The organism is Nocardia sp. NPDC059240, assembly GCF_042753865.1.
Lineage (GTDB): Bacteria > Actinomycetota > Actinomycetes > Mycobacteriales > Mycobacteriaceae > Nocardia.
The window spans coordinates 99,487-118,708 of record NZ_JBHZAC010000001.1 but is presented as its reverse complement, the minus strand read 5'-3'; the positions used below and the strand labels follow the sequence as shown (position 1 = coordinate 118,708).

The following is a 19,222-nucleotide window of genomic DNA, read 5'->3' as shown; positions in this document are numbered from 1 at the left end:
CAGCTAATGGCCAGTATCCGCGAGGGTGTAAATCGTTTCTTGACAGGCTGTTTCATGTAAAGGCAGCATTTACATATGAGTGATCCATCGCACAGAGATACCGCCGACGAGGGCGCGATCCTGGCAAAACTGTTGTCCACCAATGCCGAATTCGTCGCCGAGGTGCTGCGGCCCGCCGAGGGCAAGGCCGCACCCTCGGTGATGGCGGCCCTGCGCGCGGCTCGCAGCTTGGATGGGGTCGTTGACGACGTGCTGCGCTCGCTGGTGCGCCAGGCCCGCGACGAAGGGCGCACCTGGGCCGAGATCGGCGACATCTTCGGCACCTCACGCCAGGCCGCGTTCCAGCGCTTCGGCGGCGCGGCAGGCGGATTCCCGATTCCCCCGATGCCCGAAATGCCACCCATGCCCGAGCCGCCACCCATGCCGGAGCTGCCCGACTGGGCGAAAGTGCCGGGGATGCCACAGATTCCGGGCATGCCGCCGGTCCCCGGCTGGCCCTTCGGCGACCACGCCAACCCCGGCCACCCGCCGCACGGCCCCGGCCCGCAGGCGCCGGGCCCCGGCCCTTTCGCACCCGGCCCCGGCGCATTTACCCCGAGCCCCGACCTCTTGGCGCCCGGCCCACTGACGCCTGGCCGCGGCCATCAGCCGCCCCGCCCGGGTCACCCGGTGTACCCCGGCCACCCGGAACCGCACACCGACGAGCCCGATGAGTGAGATTTGTGCCGATATCCGGTAACCAGACCGCGCCCGCCTGCCACGGCCGGGCGCGGTTTCGCGTATTACGCGGCTACTGCGACGGGGCCGAGATCGTCGTCGCCACAACGGCCGTGGCAACCACCATCGCCCGCCGCCCGCGTCAGCCTTGCGCCGACGGGCCGACGCGCCCGGCTGGGTCGATTCCCGAGAACCCCGGCTGAGGCGGGCCCACGTCGGCAATAATGCTGGTCGCCTGCTCAATTCACTCTCCGCCGGATGAGGAGTGCCATGCGCGCGTACACCCGCCGCCACGCTGTCGCCGCCCTGACCGTCGCCGCGACCACGCTGTTCGCGAGCGCGTCGTTCGCGGGCACGGCCGCCGCGCGTCCCGCGCCGGAATCGCTGCCCGCGCTGGGCGCGGACTTCCACTGGGGTGTGGCGGCGTCGGGCTTCCAGAGCGAAGGCCATGCGCCCGACAGCAATTGGCGACGTTATGTGGCCGATCACCCCGACTACGACCGCTACGGCGACAGCGTCGACTTCTACGACCGCTATGTCGCCGACATTGCGCTGGCCAAGGATCTGGGCGTGAACACCTATCGGCTGGGCATCGAATGGGCGCGGGTGCAACCGCAGCCCGGAGTGTGGGACGAGAACGGATTCGCCTTCTACGACAAGGTGATCGCCGCCGTGCGTGCGGCGGGCATGCGGCCGATGATCACTCTCGACCACTGGGTGTACCCGGGCTGGGAGGCGGATCGCGGCGGCTGGGCAAACCCGGGCATGGTCGAGGACTGGCTGACGAACATGCGCATGGTCGTGGACCGCTACATCGCCGCGGATCCGATGTGGGTGACCATCAACGAACCCTTCGCCTACATCCTCAACGAAACTCGCAACGGCGGGCTGCCGAGCACCGACATCCTGACCATGCAGGCGCGACTGGCCCAGGCGCACAACAGCATCTACGACTACATCCACGCCCGCCAACCGGACGCGATGGTGACCAGCAATGTCGCCTACGTGCCCGCCGCGGATCCGATCGTCAACGGCGGCATGCTCGATCTCATCGCCGCCAAACTCGACTATGTCGGCATCGACTACTACTACGGCCTGTCCCCCGCGGTCGCGGCCCAGTACAGCGCGTTCGCGGCCTCGGAGCTGTGGAAGCTGCCGCTGCAGGCCGACGGCATCTATTACACGTTGCGCCACTTCGCCGATCGTTTCCCCGGCAAGCCGCTCTACATCGTGGAGAACGGCATGCCGACCGAGAACGGCGCGCCCCGCGCCGACGGCTACACCCGCGCCGACGACCTGCGCGACACCGTCTACTGGCTGCAGCGCGCGAAGGCCGACGGCATGAACGTGATCGGCTACAACTACTGGAGCCTCACCGACAACTACGAATGGGGTTCCTACACCCCACGTTTCGGCCTCTACACCGTCGACGTGCTGACCGACCCGGCCCTGACCCGCCACCCCACCGATGCCGTGGATGCCTACCGCGCGATCACCCACGACACCGGCGTCCCCGCCGGGTACCTCCCCACCCGGCCCGCGACGACCTGCTCGCTCGTCGACGCCCTCGACAGCTGCGCCGATCCGGTCGCCGCCCCGAACTAGCTCCCGATCGCGCTCGACCACACCCATATTCGGGATCCGCTGCGGCGGTGCCGGCCGCGCGGCGGACGGGTGGTCACGATGTCGTCGGCCAGCGGCCCGAGCGCCTCGACAATGAGGTCCACATCCTCCGGCGACACCCCGGCGCCGGAGAGTGCGGCCGTGAGGTGCCGCACCACCCGGTCGAAGTGACGGCGGGTGATGCCCAGCCCCTGATGCACCCGCCGCAGTGACGCCCCGGTGTAGACCGCGGGGCCGCCGAGCACCGTCGAGAAGTATTCGACCTGGCGCTGTTTGAGGCGTTCGAGGTCGACACCGGTGAAGAAGCCGGCCAGATCCGCGTCGGCGAGGACCCGCCGGTAGAAGTCGTCGACCACCGCGATGAGCGCGGGGCCGCCGCCGATGCGGTCATAGATGCTGGGCATATCCCATCCCTCTCTGAGTGTTTGCACCGGACTGTGACTCCCCCTCCTGGAACTGCTTGGGCCACAGGCCGGTACGACTCGAACAGTAGGCGCGGCGCAGTGGTCCACGACACCGCCGATCGCACGAGTGCGCGCAAAGCGGCTGGTAGGTTGCTCGCACCGGTTTTCCGGACCGGAAATCCGTCCTCCGACCGGCGCACCGGCCGGGCAATCGCACCCCGCGACACGCCCCGCGCTGCCCCGGATTTCAGCTAACTGACAGCTACGCTCCGAATCGGGACATTCCGACCACCGTCCCGGAGGAGAAGCCCCGATGCGCAGACGCCTGCACGCCCTCGTTCTGGCCGGGCTCGCCGCGGCCGCGACGCTGTTGCCGGTGGGTGTCGCCCAGGCCACCCCGGCCACCCCGTCCACGCCCGGCGTGCGCGGCGGGCTGGGGTCGGATTTCCTGTGGGGTGTGGCCGCCTCGGGATTCCAGTCCGAGGGCCATGCGCCCGACAGCAACTGGATGCACTACATCGACGCCAACACCGGGTGGGACCGCTACCGCAACTCCATCGACTTCCGCTCGCGCTACCAGACCGATATCGCGCTGGCCGCGAGCCTCGGGGTGAAGGTGTTCCGCATCGGCATCGAATGGGCGCGGCTGCAACCCGAACCGGGCGTGTGGGACGAGCAGGGCTTCGCCTTCTACGACCAGGTCATCGACGACATCGTGGCCAACGGCATGGAACCCATGCTGACCCTGGACCATTGGGTGTATCCCGGCTGGGAGGCCGACCGCGGCGGCTGGCGCAATCCGGGCATCGTCGAGGACTGGATGGCCAATGCCCGCAAGGTCGTCGACCGCTACACCTCACGAAATCCGGTGTGGGTCACCGTGAACGAGCCGGTCGCCTACATCATGCACGAGGTGCGCCAGAACGACACCAACGCCGACGACATGCTCGACAAGGTCGCCCAGGTGCACAACCAGATCTACGACTACATCCACCAGGTGCAGCCCAAGGCGCTGGTCACCAGCAATGTCGGCTACGTGGCGGGCGCGGAATCGCAGGTCAACGGACCGCTCATGGACCGCATCGGCGACAAGCTCGACTTCATCGGCGTGGATTACTACTTCGCCTACGACCCGCCGAAATCCAATGCCGTGAACCTGCCCGACGGCTCGGCCGCACCGCCGGCCGGGATGTGGGAGCTGCCGATCCGGCCCGAGGGCATCTACTATGCGCTGCAACACTATTCACAGAAGTTCCCGGGTAAGCCGCTGTGGGTGGTGGAGAACGGCATGCCGACCGAGGACGGCAAGCCGCGCGCCGACGGCTACACCCGCTCCGATCACCTGCGCGACACCGTCTACTGGCTCTCCCGCGCCAAGGCCGACGGCATGAACATCGTCGGCTACAACTACTGGTCGCTCACCGACAACTACGAGTGGGGTTCCTACACACCGCGATTCGGCCTCTACAGCGTCGACGCACTCACCGATCCGAACCTGGCACGCAAGCCCACCGACGGCGTGGACACCTACCGCCAGATCATCACCGCCGGTGGCGTGCCGAGTGCCTATGAGCCGGTGCGCTTCCCCGCGGACTGCCGCCTGGTCGACCCCCCTGCCAGCTGCGACTCCCCCGTCACCGTTCCCACCGCGACCCCGGCCCCTTGATGCGGGCGGGCTCAGCGATCCAGTTCGCGTACGGCCCGCTCGATTTCCTCCACCAGTGTCGCGCCGCCGACCTCGTGCGCCGCTGTCCGGAAGCGGTCGCGGAAGCGGTCGAGGTCGTAGCCCACCCCTTCGCCGGTGTACTCCGCGCCGGAGGCTTCGCGGATGACCCGGATCATGTCGTCGGCCAGGGCGGCGAGGTGGGTGCGAATCAGCTTGCGCAGCACGCCCGACAGCGCGATATCGGTACCGACGTCGTAGAGGATGAGCGCGCCCGACAACATGGCCGGTTCGGGCACCCGCCAGCGGTCACCGTCGGGTTCGAGGTAGCCCGCGGCGACCAGATCTTCCAGGACCTCGGGGCGGCGATCGCCGAGCAACGCGGTCAGGCCCTCGTCGTCGAGCACCGTTCCGGCCTCCGGGTCGCCGCTGTAGCGGGGGTCGAAGACCTCACGCCAGTCCCCGTCGGCGGGCACCTCGGCGTCGAACACCTCGCGGATCGCGTCCAGTCGCAGTCCGCGCGCCTGCATCGCGGTGATCGCGTAGAGCCGTTCGAGATGTTCGGGACCGTAGACGGCTTCCTTGCCCGCGCGTCCGGGCTTGGGCAGCACGCCGACCGAGTGGTAGTAGCGGATGGTGCGGGCGGCGACCCCGCTGAGTTCCGCGAGTTGCAGTCGGCTGTATCGGTCCACGCGAACAGCATAGATACCGCTACCGGCGTACGTTGACAGTGGCAACTGTCCGCGTTAGCGTAACCGCCGCCACACTGTCGACGACGACACAGGGAGAACCCATGACCCAACGCGACACCGATTTCGACGTCCTCATCGTCGGATCCGGATTCGGCGGCAGTGTGAGCGCGCTGCGGCTGACCGAGAAGGGCTATCGCGTCGGGGTGCTCGAGGCCGGTCAGCGCTACGCCGACGACGAGCTGCCCGAGACCAGCTGGGATCTCAAGAAGTTCCTGTGGGCACCCAAGCTCGGCTGCTTCGGCATTCAGCGCATCCACCCGCTGCGCGACGTGCTGATCCTCGCGGGTGCCGGCGTGGGCGGCGGCTCGCTCAACTACGCCAACACGCTGTATGTCCCGCCCGCGCCGTTCTTCGCCGACCCGCAGTGGCGTGACATCACCGACTGGCACGACGAGCTCATGCCGTACTACACGCAGGCTCGCAAGATGCTCGGTGTGGTCACCAACCCGCACATGACCCCGGCCGACGAGATCTTCAAGCAGGTCGCCGACGACATGGGCGTGGGCGACACCTTCGTGCAGACCCCGGTCGGCGTGTTCTTCGGCGAGGCGGGCAAGACCGTCGACGACCCGTATTTCGGTGGCGCGGGCCCGCGCCGCACCGGCTGCATCGAATGCGGCGAGTGCATGACCGGCTGCCGCCACAACGCCAAGAACACCCTGGTCAAGAACTACCTGTATCTGGCGGAATCCGGTGGCGCGCAGGTGTTCCCGATGACCACGGTGACCACCGTGCGCCCGCAGGCGGACGGCACCTGGGACGTGGAGACCGAACGCACCGGCACCTGGGTGCGCAAGCAGCCCAAGACCTACACCGCCAAGCACGTGATCCTCGCCGCCGGTACCCGCGGCACCCAGCAGCTGTTGTTCGCCATGCGCGACAAGGGCGTGCTGCCCAATCTGTCGGAGCGGCTGGGTGTGCTGACCCGCACCAACTCCGAGTCCATCGTCGGCGCGGCCACCCGCAAGGTGAACCCGGACATCGATTTCACGCGCGGCGTGGCCATCACCTCCTCCATCCACCCGACCCCCGACACGCATATCGAACCGGTCCGCTACGGCAAGGGCTCCAATTCGATGGGCCTGCTGCAGACGCTCATGGTCGACGGCGGCGGCAAGCTGCCGCGCTGGCTGCGGTTCCTGTGGACGGTGCTGCTGCATCCGCTGACGCTGCTGCAGTTCATGTCGGTGAAGGACTGGAGCGAGCGCACCATCATCTCGCTGGTCATGCAGCATCTCGACAACTCGATCACCACCTACACCAAGCGCGGTGTGTTCGGCCGCAAGCTGACCTCCAAACAGGGCCACGGCGAACCGAACCCGACCTGGATCCCGGCGGGCAACCAGGTCACCCGCGCGGTCGCCGACAAGATCGGCGGCGTGGCGGGCGGCTCCTGGGGTGAGGTGTTCAATATCCCGCTGACCGCGCACTTCCTGGGTGGCGCGGCGATCGGCGCGGATGCCGGCCACGGGGTCATCGACCCGTATCACCGCGTGTACGGCTACCCGACGCTGAGCGTGGTCGACGGGGCGGCGGTCTCGGCGAACCTGGGCGTGAACCCGTCGCTGACCATCACCGCGCAGGCCGAGCGCGCCGCGGCGCTGTGGCCCAACAACGGTGAGGCCGACACCCGGCCGTCACAGGACGCGGGCTACACCCGCATTGCACCCATTGCACCCAAGCAGCCGATGGTCCCCGCGAGCGCCCCGGCGGCATTGGTGCTGCCGATCGTCGAGATCCGCAGCGGCGAGAGCAAGTCCACCCCGGCCTGACACCCTTCGATACAGCAGCGGGCCCGCCGATCGGTTTCAGCGGGTCCGTTTCGCTGTCCGGTGAGTGGTCCGACAGTCCCGCTCAGCGGGCGTGAATGTGAGCCATCGGCGAGGTCGGCGGCGGAACGTCACCGATGGGCGCGCGGAATTCCTGCAGCGCGGCAAGCACATCCACGTGGCGGGCGGCGTAGCAGCGCACCTGCGGCAACGCGTGGGCGACCTCGCTGCGCTCGAGCGGCTCGGAATCGATGTAGCCGACCTGGTCCAGGCCGACGCCCAGGGTTTCGGCGATCCGGGTGATGGCCGCGGACTTGCGACCCCAGCCGACCTCGACCGCGGCGAAGCGCTCGGCGACCCCGTGGCGGCGCAATTGTTCTACCGTCCAGGCCCATTCACCGCGCGAGGCGATGGCGTGCATGACGCCACGCTCGGCCAGGATGCGCAGCGAGCGCGCGGCATCGGCGCGCAGCGCACCGGCACTCGAGTCGGACACCACCCCGTCCCACAGGGTGTTGTCGCACTCCCACACAAGCAATTTCACGTTCGCGGCGTTCATTGAGCCCCTACCAGTCAGCAACCATCCGGTACCAAGGGTGCCGGACGATCCCCTCTTTCACGAACCGCCCTGCGCGTGCCATCGTAGGGGCCGTCTGGGTCAATCACCAGCGCAGGGCGAATTCGGAACGCTGAAGTTCCCATCTCCCTGCGGGTTCGGTGTATCTGTGATCGCCGCTGGTAGCGTCGGATCCGGGCGGGACGGATCGGATCGAAAGGGGCAATGCTCATGCGGCGGCGCTGGAAACTCGCGGGTGGCCCGCCCGTGCTCGCGCTGGCACTGGTACTTACCGGTTGCGGTGCGGCCGAGGAGTCGGCGCCGGTAGTGGTGAGTTCGCTGACCCTGGCACCACAGACCGGCACGGCCGGCGCGCCACCGGTGGCCGGGTCGTCGGCACCGATCGCCACCGGATCGTCGGCGCCGATCGCGCCCGCGCCCACCGCGCCGGTGGCGGGAGTGCCGACGGCAGACCCGTATCCGGACCAATCGCTCATCGACCACACCGAGTGGACCGACGACATCGACGGCCGGCGGCTGCACATCTATCCCACCGCAGCCGGGCGCACCGACAAGTTCCCGGCCGCGCTCGGCCGCGCGTGGCAAGAGGTACTCACCGCTGCCCCCGACGCCGACACCCCCGGCATGTACGACCAATTCCGCTGCCATTGGGAGTGGGCCCGCGTGGTCGCCCCGGACAAGCCGAGCTGGAACATCGAGCCCTGGCGACCCGCCGTCGGCTACGACGCGACCGTGGCGGCGATGTGCAATCCGGGCGGCCCGGAGCGCTGACGGCCCCGCACCGCGACGGTTCTTCGAGGCGGTAACGAAGCCGTACCGGCGAAAGCGGTTGCCCGCGAGAACCTTCGAGGCGCGCGGCAATTGTGCGTATCGTTGGTGAGGTCCAGCGCGAACTCTTCGGAGGGAGGCACCGGTGCGCGCCTCCGCACCAGCGTCGATCGGCGCTGCACCAGCGTCGAGCAGTGCGGTGTCCGCCGCTGCGCGCTCGCTGTTTCCCGCGCTGAGCGCGACCTCGGAGGTGTATCTCGATTCCGCGTCCACCACCCAGAAGCCGCGGCGGGTGATCGACGCGGTGCACGGGTATCACAGCGAGCGCACCGCCAACGCCGGACGCGGCACCTATCCGTGGGCGTCGAGCCTGACCCGCCGCATCGAGGACGTGCGTGCGGCGATGGCCGAATTCATCGGGGCCGCACCGGATGAGGTGGTGTTCACCGGCGGGGCGACGGCCGGGCTGAACGCGGTGGCGTTGTCGTGGGCGCTCACCAATCTTGCCGATGGCGACGAAATTCTTTACAGCCCACGCGATCATGCGTCGAATGTGTATCCGTGGCAGCAGGTGCGACAGTTGCTGGCACGGTTCGGACGCACCGTCACGCTGGTGCCGTACCGGGTGACCGCGCTGGGTGAGGCCGATACCGACGATATTGCCGCCCGCGTCACCGCACGCACCCGGTTGATCACCGTGAGCCATCTGCATCATGTGTTCGGGGCGCTCAACACCCTCGAAGAGCTGCGCGGGCGCATCGATCCGGCGATCGCGCTGTGTTTCGACTGCAGCCAGTCCGGCGGGCACCTGCCGGTGCGGGTCGAGGAACTGGACGCGGATTTCGCGGTGTTCTCCGCGCACAAGATGTTCGGCGCGCCCGGCACCGGGGTGCTGTACTGCCGCCGCCGACGCCACGGCGAACTCGCGCCGTTTTTGCCGGGCGGGAATTCGGCGGTGGCGCTGGATGATTCGGGGCTGCTGGCCGGAGCGATGCCGCAACTATTGGAAGGCGGCACCCACAATATTCCCGGCATTCTCGCGCTGGGCGCGGCCCTCGAGGTGCTCGACGAGGTGGGACTGGACGCCATCACCGACCACAATCGCGCGTTGACGCAGCGGCTGATCGCGGGGCTGCGCCCGATCGCGGGGCTGGAGTTCCTGCCCGGGCCCGCGTACGCGCCGTGCGAGACCGGCTACGGGATCGTGTCGTTCACGCTGGCCGGGATCAGTGCCACCGACCTGGGATTCGTGCTGAGCGAGCTGGGTTTCCTGGTCCGCACCGGCGCACACTGCGTGCCCGCCGAGCACGCGCCGACCGATGAGGACTCGGTGCGGGTGTCGACCCACCTCTACAACACCTTCGACGAGATCGACCGGTTCACCGAGTGTGTCGCCACGATTGCCGAGGAGGTCTCTTGACAACTACCGGTCCCGAACCCCGCTACGACCGGCGCTCCGCGTCGCGGGTGCTGGCCGTGCTGGCCCGTCCCGGGCTGGGTGCGCCGCCGGTGCTGCCGCCGCCGCGACGCATCGAATACACCTGCGCGGCACTGCAACCGGAGCCGGGCTCGCATCTGAATCTGTCGCAGCGGCTGTATCTGGAGCGGTTCATGCGGCCGTGTCGCGCCGATCAGGTCACCAGCGCCACCCATCGCATCGCCTGGACCGACAGCGACGGCATCCCCAATACGGGGCATTTCCGCAGCGGCGGCCTGGGCCCGATCGTGCCGATCGCCATGCGCGAGACGGTGCTGACGCTGTGGCACGCCCTGCAGGCCGATACCGCGCTGGCGCAGCGCATGTCGGAGTTGAGCCCGCGCGACGAGGCGGTGCTCGAGGGCACCACCACCGATCACGAACCGTACGAGATCTTCCGGGTCGGCATCGAGGCGGCGGGCCGCGCGCTGGCCCAGCACGCGTTGCTGGCGCGGTGGACGCCGTATCGCAGCCCGGCCGAATTCGCGGTCGGGATGAAGGATTCGGGCATCTATTCGGCGGTGGCGACCCGCTGGTTCTGGGAGTTGCAGGCGTCGAGCTATCGGCGCGGCATGATCGCGGTCACCCTGAGCACCCAACCCGATGGGACCGTGCGGTATTCGGCCGAGACGGTGGCGACGCTGCGCGCCATGAAGGACATGACCATCGAGGACGCGCACCGGGTCATGCGCCGCGCCACCCACGCCGAGGGTTTGAGCGTGGCCGAGGCGATCGCCAAGTATCACGACGAACTGGATCTGATCTCGCGTCAGTACGCGCTACTGCCGCCGGGCACCCGTCCGGCCTGCCTGGCCGCCATGCCGCATCAGCTCGACGGCGCGCATTACAGCATCCTGCCGCTGGTCATCGACAAGTTCACCGACCTGTTGACCCGGATCGTGGACCGGGTCACCGTCGCGGAAGTGGCGGCCGAAACCGGTTCCGACACGGCCGAACTGGCGACCGAGGACCGGGTGTTCTACGTACCCGATATGACCTGCAAGCATTGCATCCGCACGGTGACCGGGGTGCTGGAGTCGATGAGCATCGACGTCACCGAGATCGATCTGGTCAGCAAACGGGTGATCGCCGATTTCCGCAGTCCCCGCAACCGGCATCGCGCCTTCGAGGCCTTGCGCGACGGCGGCTACAACCCGACCCTGGTCACGCCCGCGGCCGCGGCCAGCGAAACCGCGGTATGACGGCTGCCGCGCCGCCGGGGCTCCCGGCGAAGATGCATGCGCTGGTGCGGACGTTCCTGACGTCACCGGGCGCGGTGGAGGCGGCGGTCGCCGAGTTCGGGTCGCCGGCGCATCTGGTGTTCCCGCAGGTGTTCGCGGAGAACCTGGAGGGGTTGCGGGGCGTGCTGGCGGCGCGGGTGCCGGGGTTCCGGATCTGCTACGCGCACAAGGTGAATCAGTCGCGGGCGTTCGTGCTCACCGCGTGGGCCGCCGGAGTGGGGATCGATGTGGCCTCGGCCGCGGAACTCGACAGCGCGCTGGGCGCGGGGTTCACACCGGACCGTATCGAGGTGACCGGCCCCAAGGGTGCGGAGTTCGTGGCGGACCTGGTCGAGCGCGGGGTGACGATCAATATCGACAATCCGTGGGAGTTGGAACGCATTGCGGCGCTGACCGAGCCGGGGGCGCGGGTACCGGTCCTGGTGCGGGTCTGCGGTTTCGCGGGCACCCCGGTGAGCCGGTTCGGGGTGCCGCTGGCACGGATCGATGCCGTGCTGAAGGTGCTCGCCGCCGAGCGCGAGCGGATCGAGTTCCGTGGGTTCGCCTTTCACCTGGACTCGGGGGAACCGGCCGAGCGGGTGCGCGCGGTGGAAAGTTGCCTGGAGTTGACCGAGCGCGCGTACGCGGCCGGGCTCACCCCGTCGATACTGAACATCGGTGGCGGTTTCCGGCAGGTGTTCACTGCCGATGCCACGGCATTCGACGCATACGTGCACGCGCTGCGGGAATCGCTACTGGGTCGCGGGGAGCCGATGACCTGGGGCGGCAACACTTTCGGGTTCCACCTCGAAGACGGCGCGGTACACGGGACACCGGTTTTTCACAAATACGCTAACACTGTGGATGCAGCGCGCATGCTGGCCGATCTGCTCGATACCGGGCTGGAGTCACACGGCGGGCGCGGGCTGGCGGCGGTGGCGGCGGAGAATCTCCTCGAAGTGTGGCTGGAGCCGGGCAAGTCGCTGGTCGATCATGCCGGAATCACGGTGGCGCGGGTGGAATTCGTGAAGGAGACCGCCGATGGGTCGACCCTGGTCAATCTCGATCTCAGCCGCGACACCGTCACACCGGCCGATCAGGAGGTGATGGTGGATCCGATCCTGGTGCCCGCGAACGGGTCCGCTGCCGAGTCCGCGAATTCCGGTGCGGTCGGGGTGTTCCTGGCGGGACGGCTGTGCCTGGAACGGGACCTGATCACCAATCACAAGGTGTGGCTGCCACGCTGTCCCGCGCCCGGAGACTTCTTGGTCTTCCCCAATACCGCTGCCTACCACATGGATTTATCGGCAGCGCGCGCATCGATGCATTCGGTGCCACCCAAACTCGCGGTGGCGCAACAGTCCGGGACGTTTCGGGTGTGCCGCGACGTTGACTACCGGCACGAGGTGCACTGATGCGCTACGACCACATCACCGAACTGATCGGCAACACCCCGCTACTGCGGCTGGATCCGGCCGTGCACGGGCTCACGCATGTCGAGTTGTACGCGAAACTCGAGTTCTACAACCCGTTCGGGTCGGTGAAGGACCGGGTGGCGTGGGGCATGATCCGCGATGATCTCGACGACATCGTGGCCGGGAAGAAGACGCTCATCGAGGCGTCGAGCGGCAATACCGCCAAGGCGTTGCGGATTCTGGCGGCGATGCACGGAGTCGGGTTGCGGGCGGTCACCAATCGGATCAAGGTCGCCGAGGTGCGGGAGCTGTTGCAGCTGTTGGGCACCGAGATCGAGGAGCTGCCCGGGCTGTCGGAATGTCCGGATCCGACCGCGCCCAACGACGTCTACTCGGTGATCGAATCGACCATGGCGCGTACGCCGGGGGCTTGGTATCACCCCTCGCAGTACACGAGCGAGAAGAACATCGAGGCGCACTATCAGGGCACGGGACGCGAGATCCACGAGGATCTTTCGCGGGACGGCATCACCCGTGTCGACTATCTGATCGGCGGGCTCGGCACCACCGGATCCACCCGCGGGACGGCGACCTTTCTGCGCAAACACAATCCGGATCTCGCGACGATCGCCGTGGTCTCCGAACGCGGCGACTTCATTCCGGGCATCCGCTCGGAGACCGAGATGTGGGATGTGGGGCTGTTCCAGCCCGACTTCTACGACCAGATCCTGGCCGTAGAGGCCGGGCGCGCGGTCGACGCCACCCTCGCACTGGCCACCACCCACGGCGTGCTGGCCGGGCCGACGAGCGGCGCGACCTACGCTGCGGCACTGGATTTCCTGGCCGGCGTCGAGCCCCGGACCGAGCCGCTGGTCGCGGTGTTCATCGTCTGCGACCGGCTCGAACCGTATCTGTCCTACATCCGCAAGCGCCGCCCGGAGCTGTTCGGCAAGCCCGGCCGCGCCCAACCCCCGACCGGCAGTGAGCTTTCCGCCACCCCGACCCTCACCCCCGACGCCCTCGAAGCGCTGGACCGCGAATCTCGGCCGACCATTGTCGACACCCGGGGCGCGATGGCCTATCGCATCGGACACGTACCGGGTGCATTGAACATTCGCGACGATCAGCTCGAGGACATGTTCGCGCAGGGTGTGCCGTTTTCCCGCTCGCGGCCACTGGTTTTCGTGTGCCCGGTGGGTGAGGTGTCGCTACGTTTCGCGGCCCTGGCCCGCCGTAGTGGGTATGCCGCGTTCAGCCTGGCGGGCGGGCTCACCGCGTGGCGGGATGCGGGCAAACCGCTCGAATCCGCGCCCCGGCCCGGCTAGTTCGGCCTGGCTGGTTCGGTCAGGCTACTTCGAATCGATGCGGCCGATCGGGTGCGATCCGTCGGCCATCTCGGCCCGCGTTCGCGTCCAGTCGGAATCGTCGCCAGTCAGCGCGGAGCGCAGGTAGGCCAGGGTCACCCGCTGCAGCGTGGCGACGCGTTCGGGATTCTCGTCGGTGGTCTCGGCGACGTCGTAGCCGGAGATCCCGCCCAGACCGTGTTCGGCCCCGTACAGGGTGAGCAGGGATTTGGGTCCGGGGGCGAAGGTGTAGGCGTCGACGTGCCAGTCCGGGCCCGCCGCGGTCAGATGGGGTGAGGCGTCCTTGTCTCCGGCGACCACGAGCGCGGGGGTCGTCATGGTGGCGAAGTCGCTGGTCGCGAGGAACGGATAGTGCTGGGAGACGAAGTCGGTGACCGCGTCACCGCGGCCCGGTGCCGCGAACAGGATGCCCGCGGCGATGCGCGGCTCGGCGAGGCTCACCGGGTTGCCGCCGGCGGGATCGATGAGGCTCGCACCCAGCAGCAGACCCGCGGTGTGCCCGCCCATCGAGTGCCCGGCCACGGCGACCCGGCTCGGATCCAGGCGGCCGCTGAGCTGCGGGACCAGGGCGGCGATCGCCTCGAGCCGGTCGAGGATGAACGTCATGTCCTCGGCGCGTGATCGCCAGTGCGGAACTGCTTGGGCCGCAGGCTGTTTCAGGGCGGGGTGGTCGGCGAGCGTCATGGAGTCCAGATGCGTCGGCTGGATCACCACGAAGCCGCGTGCGGCCCAGTAATGAGCGAGCGGGGCATAGCCGTCGAGGGACGAGAGGTGGCCGGAGTGACCGAGACCGTGGGACAACAGCACGATCGGCAGGTCGTTCCCGGTGACGGGCGCGGAGACCCGCAGCTGCAGATCGACCGCACGACCGGGGGCGTCCAGCGCCACCGGGGCGACCGAGGCCACCGCCACGGGGTTGGTGTCGGAGGGTGATTCGTTCATGACTGCATTCCTTCCCTGAATCGTGTGACCGCTCGAGCTAAGCTGCACAAGCGGAACGATGTTCCGGAACTATACGGAACAATGTTCCGCTTTGTAAACAGTCCGTGGGAAGGAGTGCGCGCGGTGTCGAGCACAGACGGGTCCGACCAGGCCTCGGGGCGCGGTAAACGCGCCGATGCGGTGCGCAATCAACAGACGTTGCTGGCGGCCGCGGCCGAGGTGTTCGTGACCTCCGGTGTCAATGCGCCGATCCGCGAGATCGCCGCCCGCGCGGGTGTCGGGATCGGGACGATGTACCGGCATTTCCCGACGCGGGCGGAGCTGGTCGTGGCCGTGTACCGCCACCAGGTCGAGGCGTGCGCGGACGCGGGCCCGATCCTGTTGGCCGAGAACGACTCCGCGTTGACCGCCCTGCACCGGTGGATCGATCTGTTCATCGATTTCCTGGTCACCAAGCACGGGCTGGCCGACGCACCGCGCAGCGACGGCTTCGATGCCCTGCACACCTATTTCCTCGACCGGCTGGTGCCCGTCTGCGCGCAGTTGCTCGCCGCCGCCGAGGCGGCCGGTGAAATCACGCCCGGCACCGAGGCTTTCGAACTGATGCGCGGCGTCGGCAACCTCTGCATCGGCCGCGACGACGATCCGCGCTACGACCCGCGCCGACTGGTCGGGCTACTCCTGCGGGGGATGCAACTCCCGGCCGATCAGGACGACTAGCCGCACTCGGAGCCGTGCAGCACGTTCAGGTCGACGGCCTCGGCCATGGCCTGATAGCCGGCGGGGTTGGGGTGCAGGTTGTCCGGACCGGCGAAGCGCGGATCGAGGGTGCTGGGGTCGGCCGGGTTCGCGACGGCGGCAGCGAAATCGATGACACTGTCGGCGAGGGTCTGATGGCGGATCCAGTCGTTGAGACGCAGGCGCACACCATCGGCCAGGGGCGCGGACAGGCCGTCTGTCACCGCGTTGGCCGCGGGAGTCAGGGTGCCCAGATGTACGTGCAGGCCCGCGGTTTTCATGCGGGCGATCAGCGTGGTGTAGGCGGCGACGAGCTGCTCGTAGTCCGCGCCGATGGGGATGCCGAGGTCGTTGATGCCTTCCAGGAGGATGACATCGGTGACGCCTGCCTGGGCGAGGACATCGTGGTCGAGGCGGTCGAGGGTGCTGGGTCCGAATTGCGGGATGAATCCACCGGCGAGTACGCGGTTGCCGGAGATCCCCAGGTCGAGCACCGAGATCGTGTGCCCGGCCGCGTCGAGCCGGCGCTGCAGGAAGTCCGGATAGCGGGAGTCGGTGTCCACCACGGCCGAGTCCTGCGGGACGCCCAGCACATTCGAGGCGACGTAGCCGTCGGTGATCGAATCACCCAGGGCGACCAGGCTCGACACCGCACCGGGAGCCTGCACGTCGATGCCGGAGGCCAGCGGCACCGCGGTCGTGCGCAAGGCGAACGTGTCGGGTGCGGCATCGGCGGTGTGGTCGCCGGTACCGGGCAGCGCGTAGTAGCTGGTGGCCTCGCCGTCGAAATGCTCGGTCGGCAGCAGCGCGGACTCCGGCAGGTGCACGCTCACCGCGAGCCGCTGCCACGCCTGCACCGGCAGCTCGATCGGATCGCTGACCAGGTCGTCGCCCGCGGCGATGGTCGCGCCGGTGCGGCCGGAGAAGGTCACCGGGCGAAGCGATTCCGGGTCGACGCCCGCCCCGCTCGTCTGCACCCCGACCGTCACCGCGCCGATCGTGAGCGGCAGCGGGCGATAGCGGTTGGTGAGGTGGATGCGCAGCGTCGAACCGCCCAGATGCGGGGTGACCACGATCCGGTAGGTCTGATCAGCGATCGAAACCTGCGGCACGAGCGCGGGATCGGCCAGCCCCAACCAGTCCGAGGGCGCGGCCGCCCAGGACCCGACCCAGTGCGATCCCCCGCATTCCGGCGCCGAATCAGCCTCCGCGGCAGCCGGTCCCACACCCAGGCCCGGGAGACCGAGCCTGAGCGTCGCCGCCACCGTCACGCCCAGCACCCGAAGTCCACGCCCGCCGAGACCGGTCGTGCGCCGCTGTGGTGGCAAGGACATCGGTACTCCGTCGGTCTGGCTGCGCGCAGCAGTTCGCGTGCGGCGCACACTATCGCGCCAGGTCGGTCCGCCGACGGCGAACGCGAATATCGTTGCCCCACCCGCCCGTTGCAGCCGACTCGGCAACCGGGGTCAGGACACGCTAAGGTCCCTCGGGTCGAGATCAGTAGCCGGGCAGGGAGATTCACCATCAGTATCGAGCCAACCGCGGGCCTGCCCGTCGGCCTGCACATCACGCGCAACGTCTGCAATGTGGCCACGGCCTTGAGTTTCGGTGCGGGGGTGGTCGCCATCCTCGCGGGCACGTACTTCAATTCCGGGACGGAATGGAATCTGGTCGGGGTCGGGTTGTGGGTGCTGGCGTTGATCACCCGGATCGGGGTGTTCGCGATCTCGCGGGCCAACGCCGGGCACGCCGAATAGTTCCGGTTTCCGGGCGCTAGTCGCGGTTTGCGGGCGCGGGTGTTCGCCCGTGGCGAGCCGGTGCGGGGTTCGGGGGTCGCGGCTGGCAGGATATTCGCGTGGAGTTGGCTTTCGGACTCGTCGTGCTGGTGTCGGTGGCGGTCGCATTGGCGGCCGGTGCGCGACGGCTGGGGTTGGGTGAGCCATTCGTGCTGACGGTGGCCGGGGTGGTGGCCTCGTATCTGCCGTTCGTGCCGGAGTTCGATATCGAACCCGAACTGGTGTTGCTGGGGTTGCTGCCGCCGCTGCTGTACACGACCGCGATCCGGGCGTCGCTGGTCGATTTCAAACCCAAGAAGACCTCGATCACCATGCTGTCGGTCGGGTTGGTGTTGTTCACCGCGTTCGCGGTGGGCGGTGTGGTGTATTGGCTGCTGCCGGTGCCGTTCTCGGCGGCGGTGGCGATCGGGGCGATCGTCGCCCCGCCGGATGCGGTCGCGGCGACCGCGGTGGCACGCCGGGTCGGGATGCCGCGCCGGATCGTGACCCTGCTCGAGGGCGAATCCCTGTTCAACGATGCCACCGCGCTGGTGACGTTGCGGACCGCGGTCGCGGCCATGGCGGGCAGCGTGACGATGTGGCAGGCGGGGGCCAGTTTCGTCGGCGCGGCCGGTGGTGGCGCGCTCATCGGTGGAGCGGCGGCCCTGGTGCTGGCGTTCCTGCGGCGGCGCATCAACGATCCGGTGCTCGACACCTCGGTGTCGCTGCTCGCACCGTGGATCGCGTATCTGCCCGCCGAGGCCGTGCACGCCTCGGGCGTGATCGCGGTGGTGACCTGTGGCTTGATCCTGGGTCACGGTGCCCCGCATTGGCAGAGCGCGGCCTCGCGCATCGCCGAGCACACGAATTGGCGCACCATCCAGTTCCTGCTCGAGAGCGCGGTGTTCCTGCTGATCGGGCTGCAGGTGCGCCACCTGGTCGAGGCTGCCTGGCACAGTGGGCTGCCGCACACCACGCTGGTGTGGACCTGCGTCGCGGTGCTGGTGACGGTGATCGTGGTGCGCCCGGTCTGGACGTTCCCGGCCACCTATCTGGCCTGGGCGATCGAAGGACGGCGGCAGGGCAAACCCAAACCCGAGTGGACCGGCCCCGCCGTGGTCGGCTGGGCGGGCATGCGCGGCGTGGTCACCCTGGCCGCAGCCCTGCTACTGCCCAGCGACACACCGGAATTGGCGACCCTGCAGTTGCTGGCCGTGGTCGTGGTGGGCGGAACCCTGCTGCTGCAAGGACTCTCGCTGCCCGCGCTGGTGCGGCTGCTGCGCCTGCGCGGCCCCAGTCAGGCCGAAGACCTGCTGCAGGAGGCCAACCTGCTGCAGCAGGCCACCACCGCGGGCCTCAAGGCCCTGGAAGAGAACATCTCCCCCGAAACCCCGCCCGATGTCGTCGACGCCCTGCGCAACCGTGTGGTCGTGCGCGCCCAATCCGCGTGGGAGCTGCTGGGCCGCTCCGAATCCCAGCGCGTCACCCCCAGCGGCGAATACCGCCGACTACGCCTGGCCATGCTCACCGCCGAACGCGAAACCGTGCTGCGCGTCCGCGATTCCGGCGTCATCGACCAGGAGGTCCTGCAGGCGGTCATGGCCACCCTCGACATCGAGGAATCCACCATCGACCGCGTGGCCGAAGCCGACGACGACGATGGCGTAGCCCTCCGTTCTCCCGTCACCCCCGGCGCCTGCGAACACCTCCGCGAGGCCCCCTGCGTCCGCACCCCCGATACCCCCGACGCCTGCGGCGAATGCCTCGACGAGGGCCTGGTCTGGGTCCACCTGCGCATGTGCCTCGAATGCGGTCACGTCGCCTGCTGTGACTCCTCCCCCGGCAACCACGCCACCAACCATTTCAACAACACCGGCCACCCGGTCATGCGCAGCGTCGAACCCGGCGAATCCTGGCGCTGGTGCTACCTGGACGAACTGCTCGGCTGAGCCCGGCGTTCAATCCCGTTGATTCGCAAGTCCTTCACCGGCGGGGACGGGTCTTGCGGTAGATACTAC

18 protein-coding genes are annotated in these 19,222 nt (G+C 68.6%); 13 read left to right on the top strand and 5 right to left on the bottom strand.

The window, feature by feature from the left end; genetic code table 11:
* Nucleotides 1-75: 75 nt before the first annotated feature.
* From ACFXHA_RS00570 to ACFXHA_RS00560, 3 genes are all read left to right on the top strand, one after another.
* On the top strand, nucleotides 76-717 hold the full coding sequence (locus ACFXHA_RS00570) for a hypothetical protein (protein WP_379351873.1): 642 nt from the start codon (nucleotides 76-78) through the stop codon (nucleotides 715-717).
* 5 nt (nucleotides 718-722) lie between these two features.
* Nucleotides 723-920, top strand: coding sequence for a hypothetical protein (locus ACFXHA_RS00565; protein WP_379351872.1), 198 nt, complete (start codon nucleotides 723-725; stop codon nucleotides 918-920).
* A 67-nt stretch (nucleotides 921-987) separates the two neighbouring features.
* A complete protein-coding gene (locus ACFXHA_RS00560; protein WP_379351871.1) occupies nucleotides 988-2,322 on the top strand; it encodes a family 1 glycosylhydrolase in 1,335 nt (444 codons plus the stop codon).
* Here the strand turns inward: ACFXHA_RS00560 and ACFXHA_RS00555 are convergent.
* Nucleotides 2,319-2,744, bottom strand: a complete 426-nt coding sequence (locus ACFXHA_RS00555) for a group 1 truncated hemoglobin (protein WP_379351870.1) — start codon at nucleotides 2,742-2,744, stop codon at nucleotides 2,319-2,321. The genes ACFXHA_RS00560 and ACFXHA_RS00555 overlap by 4 nt on opposite strands.
* Before the next feature lie 313 nt (nucleotides 2,745-3,057).
* Here ACFXHA_RS00555 and ACFXHA_RS00550 point away from each other — a divergent pair, with 313 nt between their 5' ends.
* On the top strand, nucleotides 3,058-4,410 hold the full coding sequence (locus ACFXHA_RS00550; protein WP_379351869.1) for a family 1 glycosylhydrolase: 1,353 nt from the start codon (nucleotides 3,058-3,060) through the stop codon (nucleotides 4,408-4,410).
* A gap of 11 nt (nucleotides 4,411-4,421) precedes the next feature.
* Here ACFXHA_RS00550 and ACFXHA_RS00545 read toward each other — a convergent pair whose 3' ends face one another.
* The gene (locus ACFXHA_RS00545; RefSeq protein ID WP_379351868.1) at nucleotides 4,422-5,099 is read right to left on the bottom strand and encodes a MerR family transcriptional regulator; all 678 of its coding nucleotides are present in this window, start codon (nucleotides 5,097-5,099) and stop codon (nucleotides 4,422-4,424) included.
* 101 nt (nucleotides 5,100-5,200) lie between these two features.
* On the opposite strand from ACFXHA_RS00545, the gene ACFXHA_RS00540 reads away from it, so the two are divergent.
* Nucleotides 5,201-6,931, top strand: coding sequence for a GMC oxidoreductase (locus ACFXHA_RS00540; RefSeq protein ID WP_379351867.1), 1,731 nt, complete (start codon nucleotides 5,201-5,203; stop codon nucleotides 6,929-6,931).
* Nucleotides 6,932-7,013: 82 nt separating this feature from the next.
* On the opposite strand, the gene ACFXHA_RS00535 is transcribed toward ACFXHA_RS00540, so the two are convergent.
* The gene (locus ACFXHA_RS00535; protein ID WP_379351866.1) at nucleotides 7,014-7,472 is read right to left on the bottom strand and encodes a hypothetical protein; all 459 of its coding nucleotides are present in this window, start codon (nucleotides 7,470-7,472) and stop codon (nucleotides 7,014-7,016) included.
* Nucleotides 7,473-7,715: 243 nt separating this feature from the next.
* Between ACFXHA_RS00535 and ACFXHA_RS00530 the strand changes: the two genes are divergently transcribed.
* From ACFXHA_RS00530 to ACFXHA_RS00510, 5 genes are all read left to right on the top strand, one after another.
* On the top strand, nucleotides 7,716-8,276 hold the full coding sequence (locus ACFXHA_RS00530) for a DUF2599 domain-containing protein (protein WP_379351865.1): 561 nt from the start codon (nucleotides 7,716-7,718) through the stop codon (nucleotides 8,274-8,276).
* Nucleotides 8,277-8,472: 196 nt separating this feature from the next.
* On the top strand, nucleotides 8,473-9,693 hold the full coding sequence (locus tag ACFXHA_RS00525; protein ID WP_379351864.1) for an aminotransferase class V-fold PLP-dependent enzyme: 1,221 nt from the start codon (nucleotides 8,473-8,475) through the stop codon (nucleotides 9,691-9,693).
* Entirely contained in the window at nucleotides 9,690-10,952 is a 1,263-nt protein-coding gene (locus ACFXHA_RS00520; protein WP_379351863.1) for a heavy-metal-associated domain-containing protein, read from the top strand. Before ACFXHA_RS00525 ends, ACFXHA_RS00520 begins: the two co-directional genes overlap by 4 nt.
* Nucleotides 10,949-12,385 carry a decarboxylase gene (locus ACFXHA_RS00515; RefSeq protein WP_379351862.1) on the top strand — a complete coding sequence of 479 codons (1,437 nt, stop codon included), beginning with the start codon at nucleotides 10,949-10,951 and terminating at the stop codon, nucleotides 12,383-12,385. The genes ACFXHA_RS00520 and ACFXHA_RS00515 overlap by 4 nt, the downstream gene beginning before the upstream one ends.
* Nucleotides 12,385-13,710, top strand: coding sequence for a pyridoxal-phosphate dependent enzyme (locus tag ACFXHA_RS00510; protein WP_379351861.1), 1,326 nt, complete (start codon nucleotides 12,385-12,387; stop codon nucleotides 13,708-13,710). The genes ACFXHA_RS00515 and ACFXHA_RS00510 overlap by 1 nt, the downstream gene beginning before the upstream one ends.
* 24 nt (nucleotides 13,711-13,734) lie before the next feature.
* On the opposite strand, the gene ACFXHA_RS00505 is transcribed toward ACFXHA_RS00510, so the two are convergent.
* Complete coding sequence (locus tag ACFXHA_RS00505) at nucleotides 13,735-14,691, bottom strand: alpha/beta hydrolase family protein (RefSeq protein WP_379351860.1); 957 nt, start codon at nucleotides 14,689-14,691, stop codon at nucleotides 13,735-13,737.
* 123 nt (nucleotides 14,692-14,814) lie between these two features.
* Here ACFXHA_RS00505 and ACFXHA_RS00500 point away from each other — a divergent pair, with 123 nt between their 5' ends.
* Nucleotides 14,815-15,411, top strand: coding sequence for a TetR/AcrR family transcriptional regulator (locus ACFXHA_RS00500; RefSeq protein WP_379351859.1), 597 nt, complete (start codon nucleotides 14,815-14,817; stop codon nucleotides 15,409-15,411).
* On the opposite strand, the gene ACFXHA_RS00495 is transcribed toward ACFXHA_RS00500, so the two are convergent.
* The gene (locus tag ACFXHA_RS00495; RefSeq protein WP_379351858.1) at nucleotides 15,408-16,763 is read right to left on the bottom strand and encodes a GDSL-type esterase/lipase family protein; all 1,356 of its coding nucleotides are present in this window, start codon (nucleotides 16,761-16,763) and stop codon (nucleotides 15,408-15,410) included. The two genes, ACFXHA_RS00500 and ACFXHA_RS00495, sit on opposite strands and share 4 nt — an antisense overlap.
* Nucleotides 16,764-17,015: 252 nt before the next feature.
* On the opposite strand from ACFXHA_RS00495, the gene ACFXHA_RS00490 reads away from it, so the two are divergent.
* Nucleotides 17,016-17,186, top strand: a complete 171-nt coding sequence (locus tag ACFXHA_RS00490) for a hypothetical protein (protein ID WP_379351857.1) — start codon at nucleotides 17,016-17,018, stop codon at nucleotides 17,184-17,186.
* A 98-nt stretch (nucleotides 17,187-17,284) separates the two neighbouring features.
* Nucleotides 17,285-19,153, top strand: a complete 1,869-nt coding sequence (locus tag ACFXHA_RS00485) for a Na+/H+ antiporter (RefSeq protein ID WP_379351856.1) — start codon at nucleotides 17,285-17,287, stop codon at nucleotides 19,151-19,153.
* Nucleotides 19,154-19,222: the final 69 nt, after the last annotated feature.